This is a genomic window from Enterococcus sp. DIV0774 (assembly GCF_050539095.1).
GTDB lineage: Bacteria > Bacillota > Bacilli > Lactobacillales > Enterococcaceae > Enterococcus > Enterococcus faecalis.
In genome coordinates, this window is record NZ_CP172923.1 from 464,102 (window position 1) to 482,201 (window position 18,100).

Below are 18,100 nucleotides of genomic sequence, written 5' to 3' on the forward strand. Positions count from 1 at the left end.
CAAAAAAATTAAAAAACAGTCATAAAAAAAGAAAGCTGCTGAACCTGAGTTCAGCAGCTTTCTTTAATTCACTAAATCATTCGGTAAAGTTTTTTGATAAATCTCTTTTTTGACTTGGTAAGCGAGTTTTTCATCGGTCAAAATAATGAGCACATCGCCAACATGCATAACAGTATCACCATGTGTTAAAATTTCCGATTCGCCACGGCGAATGGAAGTGAGCAACATTTGTTTAGGCCAGACAAAATCACGTACCATCGTATCATCTAAGGAACTTTCTGCAGTGATAGGTAATTCAATAATCGTTTTGTGGCCACGAATATTACTTACTTTAGAAGGAACCAAACGTTCTAATAAGCTTTCATAAATTGGCTTGCCGCCAAGACTATCGATGGTAATATAACTAACTAAAGCGACAACCCCTAAAGACATTAAATGAGAAAAATTGCCGACCATTTCTGTTACTAAAATAATCGCTGTTAACGGTGCTTTACCAATCGCAGTAAAATAACCAGCCATGGCAAAAATTAAAAAGTTTTTCACAAAAATTGGATCCATCCCTACGTATTGGACAAGTAGACTGCCATACAATGTTCCGATAATGGCACCTAAAGTTAGAATAGGCAAGAAAATACCGCCAGGGAGATTCGAACCGTAAGAAACCATTGAAAAAACAAAACGTAAAACCAGTAAGCCGACTAAAGCCCAAATCGTAGTCGGTTGATTGCCTAAAGCTAAAACAATTTGATTCCCACCGCCAAGTAAATGTGGAAAGAAATAACCAATCGGTAAAATCAAAATAAAAGGAACAAAACCATAATAATTAGAAGAAAGGCCTTTGATTTTTCCATATACTTTTGGTAAGGACAACAATGTTTTTTGATATATCCAACCTAACAATCCTAGCAAAACGCCCAGCAGGACTAATGTCCAATAGTACTCTAAAGGCAAAGATTTAACGGGACCAATATAAAGAACTGGCTGCAATCCGAAGAAATGCAAAGAAACAAAGTTAGCGGAAATGGCCGCAGAAAAAGAGGTTAACCAAACTAAAGGTGAAAAGGAATGGTGAACCTCTTCTAGAACAAATAAAAGGCCTGCGATTGGTGCATTAAAAGCGGCGGCTAAACCAGCACTGGCACCACTACTGATTAAAATTTTTTCTTCAGACTTGGTGCTTTGCCGCCATTGACTATAGCCTTGTCCAACCACTGCACCTAGTTGAATTGAAGGACCTTCACGTCCCAAAAATAGCCCAGGACTAATCGCTAAGATCCCACCGATAAATTTTTTCCAAAGCACTGGAAACCAGTGAATTTCTAATTGACCTTGAAGTTGTCCTTCCACTTGGGGAATGCCACTGCCTTTAATTGCTGGTTCGCTTTTGATCAGTCGTCCTAATAAATAAGCAAGCACGAGAGAAAATAAGAACCAAGGAATCATCCAAAAGGGTTTTTCGTGAAACGTTTGGTACAGATGCACGACTTGTTCGCCAATTTTTTCAATGCCTAAGCGAAATAAGCTGACAACAAAGCCGACCAGGATTCCGACGACGATGCCTTTAAGGATAAAGCCGATTCGGGTACCATCTAATTGTTTAATTTCATGTACATCATTATTCATTTCATTTTTAGCCTCCATCACTACTTACTAATGTACTGCGGTTTGACTTGATTTACAAGAAAATTTCATATAAAAAGAAAAAGATTTTTTGTTCTTTTCTAAAGAACTTCAAAGGGATTTTTGGTATACTGTATAAGATTGAAAAAAGAGAGAGGACGTTTAATATGACACAAAAACATGCCTTGGTTCAGGGAATGAATCCTCGACAAGAAGAAGCCGTTTTGCATACAGAAGGACCACTGTTAGTCATGGCTGGTGCTGGTAGTGGAAAAACGCGGGTTTTAACACACCGAATTGCCTATCTAATTGAGGAAAAAGAAGTAAATCCATGGAATATTTTGGCGATTACGTTTACCAATAAAGCTGCTAAAGAAATGAAAGAGCGTGTAAATAAATTACTGGAAACGGGTGGCGAAGATGTATGGGTCTCCACTTTTCACTCCATGTGTGTAAGAATTTTACGTCGTGATGTGGATCAGATTGGTTACAACCGTAATTTTACAATTATTGACCCATCGGAACAAAAAACATTAATGAAACGCATCTTAAACGACTTAAATATTGATTCAAAAAAATATGATCCTCGCTCAATTTTAGGTACGATTAGCAATGCCAAAAATGAATTACAAACGCCTGAAAAAGTTGCTGAAATGCAAGGTTCCTTATATGAAAAAATTGTCGCAAAATGCTATGAAGCCTATCAAAAAGAATTACGCAAAAACCAATGTATGGATTTTGATGATTTGATTATGAATACGATTCGTTTATTTAATGAACAACCAGATACGTTGGCGTTCTACCAAAATAAATTTCACTATATTCATGTGGATGAATACCAAGATACCAATCATGCACAATATACCTTAGTCAATTTATTGGCTGCACGTTTCAAAAATCTGTGTGTCGTAGGTGATGCCGACCAAAGTATCTATGGTTGGCGCGGGGCGGATATGCAAAATATCTTGGATTTTGAAAAAGATTATCCAGATGCCAGTGTAATTTTGCTAGAACAAAATTATCGATCCACCAAAAACATTTTGGCGGCTGCGAATGATGTCATCAAAAATAACCGTAACCGCCGCGAGAAAGAACTGTGGACAGAAAATATAGACGGTGAAAAAATTGTCTATTATCGTGGGGACACAGAACGGGATGAAACACAATTTATTGTGAGCCAAATCCAAAAAGAAATGCGGGAAAATGACCGAATTTATGGTGATTTTGCGGTATTATATCGGACCAATGCTCAATCCCGTGTAGTGGAAGAAATGCTCTTGAAATCTAATATTCCATATACCATGGTGGGCGGACATAAATTCTACGACCGTAAAGAAATTAAAGATATTTTGGCTTATTTAAGTTTGATTGCCAATCCAGATGATTCGATTAGTTTTGAACGAATTGTCAATGAACCAAAACGAGGAATCGGTAAAAGTTCAATTGAAAAATTACGGCTATTTGCGGATACGCATGGTTGGGCTTTGCTGGAAGCTGCCCAAAATGTTGATTTGGCAAATATTTCAGGAAAAGCGGGTAAAGAGCTTGGTAATTTTGGCATGATGATTCAAGACTTAACGAAAACAGTGCCCTATTTAACGATTACAGAATTGGTGAAAGAAACTTTACAGCGTAGTGGTTATCGGGAAGCTTTGATGGCGCAAAATAATTTAGAGTCTCAAGCTCGCTTAGAAAACTTGGACGAATTTTTATCTGTGACACAAGAATTTGATAAACGTTTTGAAGCGCAAAACAACGACGATCCAAATGGCGAAGAAACAAAATTGGCGGATTTCTTAACAGATTTAGCCTTGGTTTCTGATTTAGATAATTTAGAAGAGAGCTCTTCGCAGGTAACCTTAATGACGTTGCATGCGGCCAAAGGGCTGGAATTTCCAGTGGTCTTTTTAATGGGCTTAGAAGAAGGGGTTTTCCCATTATCACGTGCCATGCTAGAAGAAAGTGAACTGGAAGAAGAACGGCGCTTGGCTTATGTTGGTATCACACGAGCGGAAGAAGCCCTGTTTTTAACGAATGCTTATTCGAGAACATTATATGGTCGCACGCAATATAATCGACCAAGTCGCTTTTTAGAAGAAATTGAGGCGGAACGTTTAGTGAAACAAGGGGCGGCGGCCAATTTACAGAAAGCTCCAGCGCGCACCTTTGATCCTAAAGTATTCAAGCCCAGCGCAAGTAAACCAGCTTATACACAGCCAGCTACAAAATCAGTTAGCAACAAAGTGGCAAGTGGTGGCGAAAAAGTTTCTTGGCAAGCAGGTGATAAGGTCCAACATAAAGCATGGGGCGTTGGTACAGTCGTTCGTGTAGGCGGTTCGGCCAAAGACTTAGAGTTGGACATTGCTTTCCCAGAAAAAGGCATAAAACGGTTGTTAGCGGCATTTGCACCAATTGAAAAAATTTAACATGCAAAATAGGTCAGCGATTTAATGAGAAATCACCATTAGATAAATTCTTTTTATTTTCTATCTTAGTGTAAATGTGTTAAAAAGACGATGAGAGCATTACACTTATGAGGAGGAGTTCTACGATGGAACAACAACCATTAACATTAACGGCGGCGACAACTCGTGCGCAAGAATTAAGAAAACAACTCAATCAATATTCCCATGAATATTATGTCAAAGATCAACCATCCGTAGAAGATTATGTTTACGATCGTTTGTATAAAGAGTTAGTCGATATTGAAACGGAGTTTCCTGATTTAATCACGCCAGATTCGCCGACACAACGTGTAGGTGGCAAAGTTTTATCTGGTTTTGAAAAAGCTCCGCATGACATTCCAATGTATAGTTTAAATGATGGGTTTAGCAAGGAAGACATTTTTGCTTTTGATGAACGTGTTCGTAAGGCGATTGGTAAACCCGTTGCTTACTGTTGTGAGTTAAAAATTGATGGGTTAGCAATTTCATTACGTTATGAAAACGGGGTGTTTGTACGCGGAGCAACACGAGGCGATGGAACGGTTGGTGAAAACATTACAGAGAACTTACGAACGGTTCGCTCTGTACCGATGCGTTTAACGGAGCCCATTTCAGTGGAAGTTCGTGGCGAGTGCTACATGCCTAAACAATCCTTTGTCGCATTGAATGAAGAACGTGAAGAAAATGGCCAAGATATTTTTGCCAATCCTCGGAATGCAGCGGCGGGAAGCTTGCGCCAACTAGATACAAAAATTGTGGCGAAACGGAACTTAAATACGTTTTTATACACAGTTGCTGATTTTGGGCCAATGAAAGCGAAGACGCAGTTTGAGGCATTAGAAGAGCTTTCTGCAATTGGTTTTAGAACCAATCCCGAACGGCAATTATGTCAGTCAATCGATGAAGTTTGGGCCTACATTGAAGAATACCATGAAAAGCGGAGCACTTTGCCATACGAAATCGATGGAATTGTGATTAAAGTGAACGAATTTGCGTTGCAAGATGAATTAGGTTTCACTGTCAAAGCACCTCGCTGGGCGATTGCCTACAAATTTCCACCAGAAGAAGCAGAAACAGTAGTGGAAGATATTGAATGGACAATTGGGCGCACGGGGGTGGTCACTCCTACTGCAGTCATGGCTCCTGTACGAGTCGCGGGAACCACGGTTAGTCGGGCAAGTTTGCATAATGCAGATTTTATTCAAATGAAAGATATCCGTTTAAATGATCATGTTATTATTTACAAAGCCGGCGATATTATCCCAGAAGTAGCGCAAGTCCTAGTTGAAAAACGTGCAGCCGATAGTCAGCCTTATGAAATGCCGACCCATTGTCCAATTTGTCATAGTGAGTTGGTGCATTTAGATGAGGAAGTGGCGTTACGTTGTATTAATCCCAAATGCCCTGCGCAAATTAAAGAAGGGCTGAATCACTTTGTCTCACGAAATGCAATGAACATTGATGGCTTGGGGCCAAGAGTGTTAGCACAAATGTATGACAAAGGATTAGTGAAAGACGTAGCGGATCTGTATTTCTTAACAGAAGAACAATTAATGACTTTGGATAAAATCAAAGAAAAATCAGCAAACAACATTTACACTGCCATTCAAGGGAGTAAAGAAAACTCTGTCGAACGTTTGATTTTTGGCTTAGGAATTCGCCATGTGGGTGCGAAAGCGGCGAAAATTTTAGCGGAGCATTTTGGTGATTTATCAACCTTAAGTCGAGCAACTGCGGAAGAAATTGTGGCTTTGGATTCAATTGGCGAAACAATCGCCGACAGCGTTGTGACGTATTTTGAAAATGAGGAAGTTCATGAATTAATGGCTGAACTGGAAAAAGCCCAAGTGAACTTGACATATAAAGGTCTCCGGACAGAACAATTAGCAGAAGTGGAGTCACCTTTCAAAGACAAAACAGTTGTTTTAACAGGAAAATTAACGCAGTACACTCGCGAAGAAGCCAAAGAAAAAATTGAAAATCTTGGTGGAAAAGTTACAGGGAGTGTTTCGAAAAAAACTGACATTGTGGTTGCTGGCGAAGATGCTGGCAGTAAATTAACCAAAGCTGAAAGCTTAGGCGTGACCGTTTGGAATGAACAAGAAATGGTCGATGCGTTAGATGCAAGTCATTTTTAAGAAGAAAAATTAACGTTGTCAGATTTTATGTAGTAATTTGATGGTATACTTATTTTAGTCATAAAAGTTATATGAACGAGGACTTTCTGAGTTGAGAAAGGAGGTTGATGCTTATGCGCAATTCTTCTTACTTTAACGAAAGGAGCAATGTTTTTGTCCGTTGAAGCAGCGCTAGGACTGATGATTGGTTTTGCAACACTTGTTGTGACCATTATCTTCGGTATCTTAGCGCTTGTCTTAGACAACAAAAATAACCGTTCATAAGCTTTGAGGAGCTGAACGGTTAAGCGTTTGAAATAAAACCAATAACTCAGTAAGCCGCTAGTTCTTATAACTAGTAGTGGCTATTAGAGAGGTATGTTCCTGCATATCTCTCTTTTCATTTTCATAATAACATATTTCCGTCATTTTTGCGAGCGACAAATTATCAATGAAATTCAAGGTTTCATCTAAAATATCCGACCATTTTATGGTAGAATAGGAACAGAGTGAACAGCTGTGCTAAGCTGTTTAAAGAAATACAATCCAATTGATTAATCTGAAAATGAAAATTTCAGTAAATGATAGAAAGAAGGGTATCTATGGCAATTACAGAAGAACAAGTCAAACATGTCGCTAAATTATCAAAATTATCTTTCTCCGAAGAAGAATTAGCGGACTTTACCAATCAACTAGATAAAATTATTGATATGGTGGAATTACTAGAAGAAGTAGATACAACCGGGGTTCCTTTTACTTCAAATGTGAATGAATCAATCAATGTCATGCGTGAAGACGTAGCGACACCAGGAATGGACCGTAAAGAATTAATGCGGAATGTTCCGGAATCAGAGAATGGTTACATTAAAGTGCCTGCAATTATGGATAACGGGGAGGCAGGAGCCTAATGGAAAAATTATACGACAAATCGTTAACAGAGTTACATGATTTATTGGTCTCAAAAGAAATCACTGCAGTTGATTTAACCGAAGAAACATTAAATCGTATTCAAGATACAGAAGAACAACTAGGTTCTTTTATCACAGTTAGTGAAGAAAAAGCAATGGCATTAGCCAAAGCGATTGACTTAAAAGGCATCACTGAAAGTAATCCATTAGCTGGGATTCCAATTGGGATTAAAGACAACATTGTCACAAAAGATATTTTAACAACAGCTGGCTCAAAAATGTTACACAATTTTGACCCAATTTATGATGCGACCGTGATGGATAAAGTCTATCAAGCAGATATGATTCCAGTCGGAAAATTGAACATGGATGAATTTGCCATGGGCGGAAGTACGGAAACGTCTTACTTCAAGAAAACAAAAAATGCTTGGGATCAAACCAAAGTTCCTGGCGGTTCTTCTGGTGGTTCAGCTTCTGCTGTCGCAGCCGGACAAGTCCCGGTTTCTTTAGGGAGCGATACAGGTGGCAGTATCCGCCAACCAGCCGCATTCAACGGTATTGTGGGCTTGAAACCAACATATGGACGTGTGTCTCGTTTTGGTTTGATTGCTTTTGCTTCAAGTTTAGACCAAATTGGTCCATTGACACGAAATGTTAAAGACAATGCCTTAGCTTTAAATGCAATTAGTGGTTATGACGAAAAAGACGGCACTTCTGCAGGCGTTTCTGTTCCTGATTTTACGGCAGATTTAACTGGCGACATCAAAGGCATGAAAATTGCTTTACCAAAAGAATACTTAGGTGAAGGGGTACAACCTGATGTTCGTGAAGCGGTATTAAAAGCAGCAGAAACATTTAAATCTTTAGGAGCAACGGTGGAAGAAGTTAGTTTGCCACATTCTAAGTACGGCGTAGCGGTTTATTATATTATTGCCTCTTCAGAAGCAAGTTCAAACTTACAACGCTTTGATGGCATTCGTTATGGTTACCGTTCCGAAAATGTCCAAAATCTAGAAGATGTCTATGTTAATTCACGTTCTGAAGGTTTCGGAACAGAAGTTAAACGTCGGATTATGTTAGGAACATTCTCTTTAAGTGCTGGTTATTATGATGCGCACTTTAAAAAGGCTGGTCAAGTCCGTACACTAATCAAACAAGATTTTGAGAATGTCTTTGCGGATTATGACTTAATCATTGGCCCATCCACACCAACAGTTGCCTTTGGTCTAGGGGAAAACATCAATGATCCAATCACAATGTATATGAATGATATTTTAACCATTCCTGTCAACTTAGCAGGACTACCAGGCATGTCCATTCCAGCAGGATTCTCAGAAGGCTTGCCAGTTGGTTTACAAATTATTGGAAAACATTTTGACGAACATACAATGTATAAAGCAGCCTATGCTTTTGAACAAGCGACAGATTTCCATACGAAAAAACCAGTCATTTTAGGGGGGAACGATTAATGAACTTTGAAACTGTCATTGGATTAGAAGTCCACGTAGAATTGAAAACCAACTCTAAAATTTTCTCCTCTGCGCCAGCGCATTTCGGAGCAGAACCAAACAGCAACACAAATGTGGTTGACTGGAGTTACCCAGGTGTTTTGCCTGTCATGAATAAAGGTGCCTTAGAATTTGGCATGAAAGCAGCTCTTGCTTTGAACTGTGAAATTTCAAAAGAAACACATTTTGACCGTAAAAACTATTTTTACCCAGATAACCCGAAAGCATATCAAATTTCTCAATTTGATCAACCAATCGGACATGATGGTTGGATTGAAATTGAAGTTGAAGGGAAAAAGAAAAAAATTCGTATTGAACGAGTGCATTTAGAAGAAGATGCCGGCAAAAACATTCATGGCACAGATGGCTATTCTTATGTAGACTTGAATCGTCAAGGTACGCCTTTAATTGAAATCGTTTCTGAAGCAGACATGCGTTCACCAGAAGAAGCGTATGCTTATTTAGAAGCGTTGCGTTCAATTATCCAATTTACAGAAGTTTCTGATGTGAAAATGGAAGAAGGTTCTATGCGTTGTGATGCCAATATTTCTTTACGTCCGTATGGTCAAGAAGAATTTGGTACTAAAGCGGAATTAAAGAACTTGAACTCTATGAACTTTGTAAAAAAAGGTTTAGCTTATGAAGAAAAACGCCAGGCCAAAGTCCTATTATCTGGTGGCGAAATTCAACAAGAAACACGCCGCTTTGATGAAGCAACTAGTACAACGTTGCTTATGCGTGTTAAAGAAGGCTCAAGTGACTACCGTTACTTCCCAGAGCCAGATGTTCCTCGTTTTTCAATTGATGATGAATGGATTGAAAAAGTTCGCGCTAGTTTGCCAGAAATGCCAGCCTCACGTCGTGCCCGTTATATCAGTGAATTAGGGTTACCTGAATACGACGCAATGGTCTTGACTTTAACGAAAGAAATGTCAGATTTCTTTGAAGCAACCTTAGCAAACGGTGCAGATGCGAAACAAGCATCAAACTGGTTAATGGGCGAAGTTTCTGCTTACTTAAACAGTGAAAAAGTTGAATTAGCCGATACTAAACTAACACCAGAAAATCTAGCGGGTATGATTACTTTAATTAACGATGGCACAATCAGCTCGAAAATTGCGAAGAAAGTGTTCAAAGAGTTAATTGAAAATGGTGGAGATGCTAAAGAAGTTGTCGAAGCAAAAGGCCTTGTTCAATTATCTGATCCAGCGCAATTATTACCAATGATTAACGAAGTTTTAGACAACAACCAACAATCAATTGATGACTTTAAAAACGGAAAAGACCGTGCAGTTGGTTTCCTTGTTGGACAAATTATGAAAGCAACTCGTGGACAAGCAAACCCAGGTGTGGTTAACAAGTTATTGCAAGAAGAGCTTTCAAAACGATAAGAAAGTAGCAGGCAAACCATGAAAAAAGCTAGAGTGATTTATAATCCAACGTCAGGAAAAGAGTTAATCAAAAAGAACTTAGCCGATATTTTATCTATTTTAGAAGAATGTGGTTATGAAGCCAGTGCATTTGCGACCACACCAGAAGAAAATTCAGCACGCAATGAAGCACATCGTGCTGCGCGTGCAGGATTTGATTTACTAGTAGCAGCAGGTGGAGATGGGACCATTAATGAAGTCGTGAATGGGATTGCTCCGTTGAAGCGGCGCCCTAAAATGGCCATTATTCCTGCTGGAACGACGAATGACTATGCACGGGCCTTGAAGATTCCTCGTGATAATATCGTTAAGGCAGCAGAAGTGATTAAAAAAAATCAAACTGTCAAAATGGATATTGGCCAAGCCGGCAAAAATTACTTTATCAATATTGCGGCGGGTGGTCATTTAACGGAACTGACTTATGAGGTTCCGTCAGAGTTGAAAAGTATTTTTGGTTACTTAGCGTACTTAGCCAAAGGAGCCGAAATGTTGCCGCGAGTGAAGCCGATTAAAATGCGCATGACGTATGATGAAGGTGTGTACGAAGGCAACGCCTCAATGTTTTTCCTAGGGCTGACTAACTCGGTGGGTGGTTTCGAGCAAATCGTACCAGACGCTAAATTAGATGATGGTAAGTTTTCATTAATCATTGTAAAAACAGCCAATATTTTTGAGATTCTTCATTTAGTTGCGTTAATGTTAAATGGTGGAAAGCATGTTGATGATCATCGACTAATCTATACAAAGACTAGCTATTTACATGCAGAAACGTTAGAAAAGAACAATAAAATGATGATTAATTTAGATGGTGAATATGGTGGCGATGCTCCAATGACCTTTAAAAACATGCATCAACATATTGAAATTTTTGCAAATGGTGATGCACTGCCGTCCAATGCAATTATGGGTTCTGTCTTAACTGGTAGCGATGAGATTGTCGTAGAATCAGAAGACGAAGAGGAAGAAGCATATAACGAAGCTAGCAAAGAATTTGTCAAAGAAGTTGAACGACTAACAGACGAAGATATTGATGGCGATGGAAAGATTGCCGAAAAAGAAAAGCACTAGGTAGTCCGTGAATAGCTAATGAAAGATTTAGTTGATAAGATCTTTCATTGGCTATTTTTTGACTAAGGGAAAGGATCTCATTCTTTTATTTACCTAAAAAGCCCAAACGAAATTGCTAAATCGCCATGAAAATTCGTTGTTGCTTTTCTTAGGTATTTTCATTAGAATGAGTGAAGTGTATAAAAAGAAGGAGCGACTTATGAAAAATTATCCAGTAAAGAAAAATGACGTCATTGAAGTAGAAATCATTGACTTGACGCATGAAGGTTTAGGCGTGGCAAAAGTGGACCATTATCCATTGTTTATTGAAAATGCCTTACCAGGTGAAAAACTTGAAATCAAAGTCTTAAAAACAGGCAAAAGTTTTGGTTATGGGAAAGTATTGACTGTCCTAAAAAGCAGTGAACAGCGTGTTCCCGTGAAAGATGAAAACTTTACAAAAGTCGGGATCAGTCCGTTGCAACATTTAGCGTACGGCGCCCAACTATCATTTAAAACGCAACAAGTCGAAAATGTTATGCAACGTGTCGCTAAATTGCCAGAAGTCCCTGTTTTACCAACAATTGGGATGAACGATCCGTGGCATTACCGGAACAAAGCACAAATTCCCGTGCGTAAAATTGACAACCAACTACAAACAGGTTTTTTCCGGAAAAATAGCCATGATTTAATTCCAATGGAACATTTTTATATTCAAGACCCAGAAATTGATGCAGCAATTGTTAAAATCCGTGACATTATGCGTAAATATAGCGTAAAACCTTATAACGAATCTGATAATACAGGGAACTTACGCCATATTGTCGTTCGTCGTGGCTACCATACTGGGGAGATGATGGTTGTTCTAATTACGAGAACACCGAAATTATTCCCAATTAGTAAAATTGTGCCAGATATTTTGGAAGCTATTCCGGAAGTAGTCAGCATTGTACAAAATGTAAATCCAAAACGAACCAATGTCATTTTTGGCGACGAAATCATCTTATTACATGGGTCTGAAAAAATTACAGATACTATTTTTGATTTGAAATTTGAAATTTCCGCGCGTTCATTTTATCAAGTAAATCCACAACAAACAGAAGTGATGTATCAAAAAGTTAAAGAGTATGCGGCTTTAACAGGCAATGAAATTGTGGTGGATGCCTATTGCGGGATTGGGACGATTGGCTTAACTTTAGCCCAAGATGCAAAGCAAGTTTACGGTATTGAAGTAATTGAAGAAGCGGTCAAAGATGCAGAAAATAATGCTAAATTAAACAACATTGAGAATGCCACTTTCACGGCTGGTTTAGCGGAAGAATTATTGCCAAAATTAGTTGAAAATGGCTTGCAACCAGATGTTGTGGTGGTGGATCCACCACGGAAAGGGTTAGACGGTCAATTAGTAAACACATTAATTGAAACGCAACCTGAACGAATTGTTTATGTCAGCTGTAATCCAGCCACACTCGCTCGCGACATTGCATTATTAACAGAAGGTGGCTATGAAGCAAAAGAAATTCAACCAGTGGATAATTTCCCACAAACGACCCACATTGAATCTATCACGTTATTAACAAAGGCGGTGGATTAAATGAATGAAAAAGAAAAAATGTTAGAATTAATTAAAAAGAAACAAGGTGGTGGCCGTTCTAAAAAAATGGAAACTCCCAAAAATGATCGTAAAAACATGCGCAAAGGGCCTAAAATTTTTAATAAATAAGCGGTTATCAGTAAAAAGTTGCCGCCCATTAATGAAATGGGCGACAACTTTTTTGTTAAAGCATTCCTAGCCAAACAAATAAGTTGTTATTTTGCTAGTAAATCTGTTATTTTAGACAAAAGACAAGGAGGGCTATTCAGTGGAATATGTAACAACATTAGAAGAATTAGAAGAAAAAATTACAGACAATCGTCTACAAGCCGTCTTTTTGACAGCAAAAAATTGTAGTGTTTGTACAGTTGATAAACCGATTGTCGAAAAAATTGCAACAAAATATGAATTTCCTACATACATTGCAGAAGCTGATAAAAGTCCAGAAATAATTGGACAATTAAATGCTTTTTCTGCACCGACCATTATCTTATACTATGAAGGAAAAGAAATTCATCGCCAAGCTAAAATTATTAACTTTCAAGAAATTGAAAAGAGAGTTCGACAAGTACAAGAAAATAGTTAATTAAAAAGGAAGCCACCGATCACGGAGAGGCTTCCTTTTTAATTATCTCGCTAAATGTTCAGTTTGTTGTTGAGAAAAAAGTTGATAACTGACAAAAACTTCTGCTCTTTTGTTTACTTCTAATTTAACGAAAATATTGTGGATATGTGTTTTTACTGTCCCGATTGATAGGAATAGTTCGTTGGCTATATCTTGATTTGTTTTGCACTCTAAAAGTAACGAAAGCACTTCTCGTTCTCGCTGCGTTAATTGATAGGCATCACAAAAAGGCGCCAAAAGTACGGGTTCATCTGATTGATTTTCTTCCAATTTAGCAGCGTCTTTTTCAAGCACCGACAGAGGAAAATCACGATTACAGAAGTAGATAATGGCGATCGATAGAATGATTGTATAAATATCTTCAGAAACGTTTCGGTTGTTAATTTTAAAGACAATATCAGAATATTGGTCAATATTAAAAATAACGAAGGTATCTTCCAAAAGAATCGCCACACCGAAACCAATGCTTAGCCAACCAATAAAACGAAGATATTTTTTCGCAAGGGCTGATAAAGGATCTATTCGTAATTGATAGAGCGCATAGCATCCAAGGTAAATTAAAAATAGCTGATTGGGTAAATAGTACAACCAAACTTTTAAGGCGGAATTTTGTGAAAATGGAATAGCTAGCATCCATAAACCAATTAAAAATAACCAGACAAATTGATAATTTTTAAAAGGACGACCACTAATAGTATTGATAATAGCCAGATAGGCAAAATTACAACAAATAAAAATGATGGTCTTTAAAAAAGGTGCGGTCATAAAGGTCTGATTATATTCGGTTGCAAACGAATTAATGAACTCAGTCATATAAACAATCACATTGTCACAAATAAAAATAACCATTAAAAAGAGAAGCAATAAAAAAATCGGTTGTTTATTTTTCAAGTAAAGATTTAAGGTAAAGGTTGAAGTAAACGAATATAAAATAATCAACAAGATGTTATAAATAAAAACAAATGTCACGATTGGAAACCCCTTTCATCTTTTATTTTAAGTGAATGATTTTTCAAAATAATTATACCATTTTCAAATCTATGATTGGTCAGAAATTAAAGAGAAATCCGCCTAAACTTTTATAAACCCCTGGTGTACCAACGGTTTATAACCATAAATAAACTTTTTTTAATGAAAAATCACGCCAAAAAAGAAAGCGTTTTCTAACTTTTGGCGGATAGTAAACTCTTCGCTAAACTTGGTAAAGTCAATGTGTAAACAAAAACAACTTTTAGGAGGAACACATCATGAAAAGAGATTACGTTACAACAGAAACATATACGAAAGAGGAAATGCACTATTTAGTCGATTTATCATTAAAAATTAAAGAAGCGATTAAAAATGGGTATTATCCGCAACTGTTAAAAAACAAATCTTTAGGAATGATTTTCCAACAATCTTCAACTCGAACACGAGTATCTTTTGAAACTGCAATGGAACAATTAGGTGGACATGGCGAATATTTAGCACCTGGTCAAATTCAATTAGGGGGACATGAAACGATTGAAGATACCAGCCGTGTATTGTCACGTTTAGTAGATATTTTGATGGCTCGTGTGGAACGTCACCATAGTATTGTTGATTTAGCTAATTGTGCTACCATCCCAGTCATTAACGGTATGTCTGATTACAATCATCCAACCCAAGAATTAGGTGATTTGTGTACCATGGTTGAGCATTTACCAGAAGGCAAAAAATTAGAAGATTGTAAAGTTGTCTTTGTCGGAGATGCAACACAAGTTTGTTTTTCTTTAGGATTAATCACAACAAAAATGGGCATGAATTTTGTTCACTTCGGTCCAGAAGGCTTCCAATTAAATGAAGAGCATCAAGCGAAATTAGCAAAAAATTGTGAAGTTTCAGGCGGTAGCTTTTTGGTCACAGATGATGCAAGTTCTGTTGAAGGCGCTGATTTCTTGTACACGGATGTTTGGTATGGCTTGTACGAAGCGGAATTATCTGAAGAAGAACGTATGAAGGTTTTCTATCCAAAATATCAAGTGAATCAAGAAATGATGGATCGGGCAGGTGCCAATTGTAAATTCATGCACTGTTTACCAGCAACACGTGGGGAAGAAGTAACTGATGAAGTAATTGATGGTAAAAATTCTATTTGTTTCGATGAAGCAGAAAACCGTTTAACATCTATTCGTGGCTTATTAGTATATCTTATGAATGATTATGAAGCAAAAAATCCTTATGATTTAATCAAGCAAGCAGAAGCGAAAAAAGAACTAGAAGTTTTCTTAGACACTCAAAGCATTTAACGGCCAACTGTCCACTGATTGAAAAAATGAATCAGTGGACAGTTTATAAAGAGAGGAAGAGTCTTCATGGAGGGGAAAAAGAAATTTAGTTTAACGAGTGCCATTTTATCAGTCATCTGTGTGGTTTTCGTTGCTGAAGCAGCGGCGCCTGTTGCTGCAATTGGTAATTCTCAGTTTTTTTGGTGGATTTTCTTATTAATTGCATTCCTATTGCCATATGGGTTAATTTCATCAGAATTAGGAACAACTTATATTGGTGAAGGGGGCATCTATGATTGGGTGACCAAAGCATATGGTCATCGTTGGGGTGCCAGAGTTTCTTGGTATTATTGGATTAATTATCCATTGTGGCTAGCTTCATTAGCCGTTATGACGCCAGAACTATTAACGACAATTACAGGTATTAAGTTTTCAACACCGATGATGATTATTGTTGAATTAATTTTTACTTGGATTGTGGTTTGGATTAGTTTTTATCCAGTCAGCGACAGTATCTGGATTCTAAATGGAGCTGCCGTAATCAAGATGGTTTTAGCTGTCTTAATTGGTGGGCTAGGATTGTATGTAGCCTTGACGAAAGGTGTTGCCAATGAATTTACCTTGAAATCAATGCTGCCAACGTTTGACTTAAGGAGTTTATCTTTTATTTCTGTAATCATTTTTAATTTGTTAGGGTTTGAAGTCATCTGTACGTTTGCAGATGATATGGAAAATCCTAAGAAGCAAATTCCACAAGCTATTGTAGCAGCGGGGTTAGTCATTGCGGCCATTTATATTTTTTCAGCCTTTGGAATTGGGGTAGCGATTCCCACCGATCAAATTAGTACCGGCAGTGGTATGATGGATAGCTTTAAACTATTGACAGGCTCGACAGAAGGTTGGTTCATTATGTTGATGGCTTTCCTATTCCTTCTTACGTTGTTCGGCAACATGATTTCTTGGTCATTAGGAGTCAATAATACAGCTTGTTATGCTGCTGAAAATGGTGACATGCCTAAATTTTTTGAAAAACGTAGTAAGAAAAATGACATGCCAATTGGGGCTGCTTTGATGAATGGCATTGTGGCATCGGTGGTCATTGTATTAGCACCAATTTTACCTAATCAAGATTTATTCTGGGCCTTTTTCTCCTTGAATGTCGTCCTATTCTTGTTATCGTATATCCCAGTTTTCCCAGCTTTTTATAAGCTTAGAAAAATTGATCCCGATACACCACGTCCGTTTAAAGTTAACGGAAAACCAGGATTTTTAAAAGTTTTAGTGGTTTTGCCAATGATTATGATTATTATTTCACTGATTTTCACAGCAGTGCCTTTAGATTTTAGTCCCGCAGCATTAAATGAAAAATTACCAATCACAATTGGGGCAATCATTTTTATTCTGTTTGGTGAAGTAATTATTTACGTGAAAAAAATTAAGAAGGGAACGAAAGAAAATGGCTAAACGAATTGTAGGAAGTACCCCTAAACAAGATGGCTTTAGAATGCCAGGAGAATTTGAACCACAAGAGAAAGTTTGGATGATTTGGCCAGAAAGACCGGATAATTGGCGCGATGGTGGTAAACCTGTCCAAGAAGCTTTTACTAATGTGGCCAAAGCAATTAGTCAATTTACACCGATGAATGTGGTGGTTTCTCAACAACAATTTCAAAATTGCCGTCGCCAATTGCCGCCAGAAATTACGGTTTACGAAATGTCAAACAATGATGCCTGGGTCCGTGATTGTGGACCATCATTTGTCATTAACGACCATGGAGAAATCCGTGGTGTGGATTGGACATTCAATGCTTGGGGGGGATTAGTAGATGGTTTATATTTCCCTTGGGACCAAGACGATTTGGTTGCACAAAAAATTTGTGAAATTGAGCATGTAGATTCTTATCGTACAGATGATTTTGTTTTAGAAGGCGGTTCATTCCACGTAGATGGACAAGGAACAGTCTTGACTACAGAAATGTGCTTATTAAGTGAAGGTCGAAATCCACAACTTTCAAAAGAAGCAATCGAACAAAAATTATGCGACTATTTAAATGTTGAAAAAGTTCTTTGGCTAGGTGATGGAATTGACCCAGAAGAAACCAATGGTCATGTGGATGATGTAGCTTGTTTTATTGCACCTGGTGAAGTGGCTTGTATTTACACCGAAGATCAAAATAGCCCATTTTATGAAGCGGCACAAGATGCGTATCAACGTTTGCTTAAAATGACTGATGCTAAAGGACGCCAATTAAAAGTCCACAAATTATGCTGTCCTGTCAAAAATGTGACCATTAAAGGCTCCTTCAAAATTGATTTCGTGGAAGGAACCATGCCACGAGAAGATGGCGATATTTGTATCGCATCCTATATGAACTTTTTAATTACAAATGATGGCGTGATTGTGCCACAGTATGGTGATGAAAATGATCGTTTGGCTTTAGAGCAAGTTCAAACGATGTTCCCAGATAAAAAAATTGTCGGCGTTAATACGGTAGAAGTTGTTTATGGGGGCGGCAATATTCACTGTATCACACAACAAGAACCAAAGCGCTAGGAGGGAA

At 37.9% G+C, this 18,100-nt stretch carries 16 protein-coding genes; 13 read left to right on the forward strand and 3 right to left on the reverse strand.

The genetic code is table 11. The features are described 5' to 3' along the window. Positions 1 to 63 precede the first annotated feature (63 nt). A complete protein-coding gene (locus tag IGL86_RS02345) occupies positions 64 to 1,623 on the reverse strand; it encodes a ClC family H(+)/Cl(-) exchange transporter (RefSeq protein ID WP_033625954.1) in 1,560 nt (519 codons plus the stop codon). Positions 1,624 to 1,787: 164 nt separating this feature from the next. Between IGL86_RS02345 and pcrA the strand changes: the two genes are divergently transcribed. Both pcrA and ligA read left to right on the forward strand, forming a co-directional pair. Further along, complete coding sequence (gene pcrA, locus IGL86_RS02350; RefSeq protein ID WP_033625952.1) at positions 1,788 to 4,046, forward strand: DNA helicase PcrA; 2,259 nt, start codon at positions 1,788 to 1,790, stop codon at positions 4,044 to 4,046. A gap of 125 nt (positions 4,047 to 4,171) precedes the next feature. Beyond that, a complete protein-coding gene (ligA, locus tag IGL86_RS02355; RefSeq protein ID WP_002375948.1) occupies positions 4,172 to 6,202 on the forward strand; it encodes an NAD-dependent DNA ligase LigA in 2,031 nt (676 codons plus the stop codon). On the opposite strand, the gene IGL86_RS02360 is transcribed toward ligA, so the two are convergent. After that, complete coding sequence (locus IGL86_RS02360; protein ID WP_002382998.1) at positions 6,199 to 6,414, reverse strand: hypothetical protein; 216 nt, start codon at positions 6,412 to 6,414, stop codon at positions 6,199 to 6,201. The two genes, ligA and IGL86_RS02360, sit on opposite strands and share 4 nt — an antisense overlap. Between IGL86_RS02360 and IGL86_RS02365 the strand changes: the two genes are divergently transcribed. From IGL86_RS02365 to IGL86_RS02400, 8 genes are all read left to right on the forward strand, one after another. Then, positions 6,380 to 6,466, forward strand: coding sequence for a hypothetical protein (locus IGL86_RS02365; RefSeq protein WP_306173767.1), 87 nt, complete (start codon positions 6,380 to 6,382; stop codon positions 6,464 to 6,466). The two genes, IGL86_RS02360 and IGL86_RS02365, sit on opposite strands and share 35 nt — an antisense overlap. A 317-nt stretch (positions 6,467 to 6,783) precedes the next feature. Further along, positions 6,784 to 7,089, forward strand: a complete 306-nt coding sequence (gene gatC / locus IGL86_RS02370) for an Asp-tRNA(Asn)/Glu-tRNA(Gln) amidotransferase subunit GatC (RefSeq protein WP_002355569.1) — start codon at positions 6,784 to 6,786, stop codon at positions 7,087 to 7,089. Next, positions 7,089 to 8,558: an Asp-tRNA(Asn)/Glu-tRNA(Gln) amidotransferase subunit GatA gene (gene gatA, locus IGL86_RS02375; RefSeq protein ID WP_002368026.1), complete on the forward strand. Its 1,470-nt coding sequence runs from the start codon at positions 7,089 to 7,091 to the stop codon at positions 8,556 to 8,558. The genes gatC and gatA overlap by 1 nt, the downstream gene beginning before the upstream one ends. Next, positions 8,558 to 9,988, forward strand: coding sequence for an Asp-tRNA(Asn)/Glu-tRNA(Gln) amidotransferase subunit GatB (gene gatB, locus IGL86_RS02380; RefSeq protein WP_002358703.1), 1,431 nt, complete (start codon positions 8,558 to 8,560; stop codon positions 9,986 to 9,988). Before gatA ends, gatB begins: the two co-directional genes overlap by 1 nt. Before the next feature lie 18 nt (positions 9,989 to 10,006). After that, complete coding sequence (locus IGL86_RS02385) at positions 10,007 to 11,095, forward strand: diacylglycerol kinase (protein ID WP_002396964.1); 1,089 nt, start codon at positions 10,007 to 10,009, stop codon at positions 11,093 to 11,095. Positions 11,096 to 11,294: 199 nt separating this feature from the next. Continuing rightward, a complete protein-coding gene (rlmD, locus tag IGL86_RS02390) occupies positions 11,295 to 12,668 on the forward strand; it encodes a 23S rRNA (uracil(1939)-C(5))-methyltransferase RlmD (RefSeq protein ID WP_033625950.1) in 1,374 nt (457 codons plus the stop codon). After that, positions 12,669 to 12,797 carry a hypothetical protein gene (locus IGL86_RS02395; protein WP_002355577.1) on the forward strand — a complete coding sequence of 43 codons (129 nt, stop codon included), beginning with the start codon at positions 12,669 to 12,671 and terminating at the stop codon, positions 12,795 to 12,797. It abuts the gene before it with no gap. Positions 12,798 to 12,936: 139 nt separating this feature from the next. Further along, on the forward strand, positions 12,937 to 13,254 hold the full coding sequence (locus IGL86_RS02400; protein WP_002355583.1) for a thioredoxin family protein: 318 nt from the start codon (positions 12,937 to 12,939) through the stop codon (positions 13,252 to 13,254). 42 nt (positions 13,255 to 13,296) lie between these two features. Here the strand turns inward: IGL86_RS02400 and IGL86_RS02405 are convergent, their stop codons facing one another. Beyond that, positions 13,297 to 14,142, reverse strand: a complete 846-nt coding sequence (locus IGL86_RS02405) for a helix-turn-helix domain-containing protein (RefSeq protein WP_002392183.1) — start codon at positions 14,140 to 14,142, stop codon at positions 13,297 to 13,299. A 398-nt stretch (positions 14,143 to 14,540) separates the two neighbouring features. Between IGL86_RS02405 and ptcA the strand changes: the two genes are divergently transcribed. The 3 genes from ptcA (at position 14,541) to aguA (ending at position 18,093) form a co-directional block, all read left to right on the forward strand. Continuing rightward, the gene (gene ptcA, locus IGL86_RS02410) at positions 14,541 to 15,560 is read left to right on the forward strand and encodes a putrescine carbamoyltransferase (RefSeq protein WP_002355587.1); all 1,020 of its coding nucleotides are present in this window, start codon (positions 14,541 to 14,543) and stop codon (positions 15,558 to 15,560) included. 66 nt (positions 15,561 to 15,626) lie between these two features. Continuing rightward, positions 15,627 to 17,003, forward strand: a complete 1,377-nt coding sequence (locus tag IGL86_RS02415) for an APC family permease (protein ID WP_002355588.1) — start codon at positions 15,627 to 15,629, stop codon at positions 17,001 to 17,003. Beyond that, positions 16,996 to 18,093 (forward strand): agmatine deiminase, encoded by a 1,098-nt coding sequence (gene aguA / locus IGL86_RS02420; protein ID WP_002364800.1) that lies wholly within the window; start codon positions 16,996 to 16,998, stop codon positions 18,091 to 18,093. The genes IGL86_RS02415 and aguA overlap by 8 nt, the downstream gene beginning before the upstream one ends. The last annotated feature ends 7 nt before the right edge of the window (positions 18,094 to 18,100 follow it).

Bases quoted from the DNA above. Each gene is read 5' to 3' on its own strand.
- IGL86_RS02385 (WP_002396964.1), top strand. From the start codon at position 10,007: ATGAAAAAAGCTAGAGTGATTTATAATCCAACGTCAGGAAAAGAGTTA.
- gatA (WP_002368026.1), top strand. From the start codon at position 7,089: ATGGAAAAATTATACGACAAATCGTTAACAGAGTTACATGATTTATTG.
- IGL86_RS02360 (WP_002382998.1), bottom strand. From the start codon at position 6,414: ATGGTCACAACAAGTGTTGCAAAACCAATCATCAGTCCTAGCGCTGCT.
- gatC (WP_002355569.1), top strand. From the start codon at position 6,784: ATGGCAATTACAGAAGAACAAGTCAAACATGTCGCTAAATTATCAAAA.
- IGL86_RS02405 (WP_002392183.1), bottom strand. From the start codon at position 14,142: ATGGTTATTTTTATTTGTGACAATGTGATTGTTTATATGACTGAGTTC.
- rlmD (WP_033625950.1), top strand. From the start codon at position 11,295: ATGAAAAATTATCCAGTAAAGAAAAATGACGTCATTGAAGTAGAAATC.
- ptcA (WP_002355587.1), top strand. From the start codon at position 14,541: ATGAAAAGAGATTACGTTACAACAGAAACATATACGAAAGAGGAAATG.
- gatB (WP_002358703.1), top strand. From the start codon at position 8,558: ATGAACTTTGAAACTGTCATTGGATTAGAAGTCCACGTAGAATTGAAA.
- IGL86_RS02345 (WP_033625954.1), bottom strand. From the start codon at position 1,623: ATGAATAATGATGTACATGAAATTAAACAATTAGATGGTACCCGAATC.
- IGL86_RS02395 (WP_002355577.1), top strand. From the start codon at position 12,669: ATGAATGAAAAAGAAAAAATGTTAGAATTAATTAAAAAGAAACAAGGT.
- ligA (WP_002375948.1), top strand. From the start codon at position 4,172: ATGGAACAACAACCATTAACATTAACGGCGGCGACAACTCGTGCGCAA.
- pcrA (WP_033625952.1), top strand. From the start codon at position 1,788: ATGACACAAAAACATGCCTTGGTTCAGGGAATGAATCCTCGACAAGAA.
- IGL86_RS02415 (WP_002355588.1), top strand. From the start codon at position 15,627: ATGGAGGGGAAAAAGAAATTTAGTTTAACGAGTGCCATTTTATCAGTC.
- aguA (WP_002364800.1), top strand. From the start codon at position 16,996: ATGGCTAAACGAATTGTAGGAAGTACCCCTAAACAAGATGGCTTTAGA.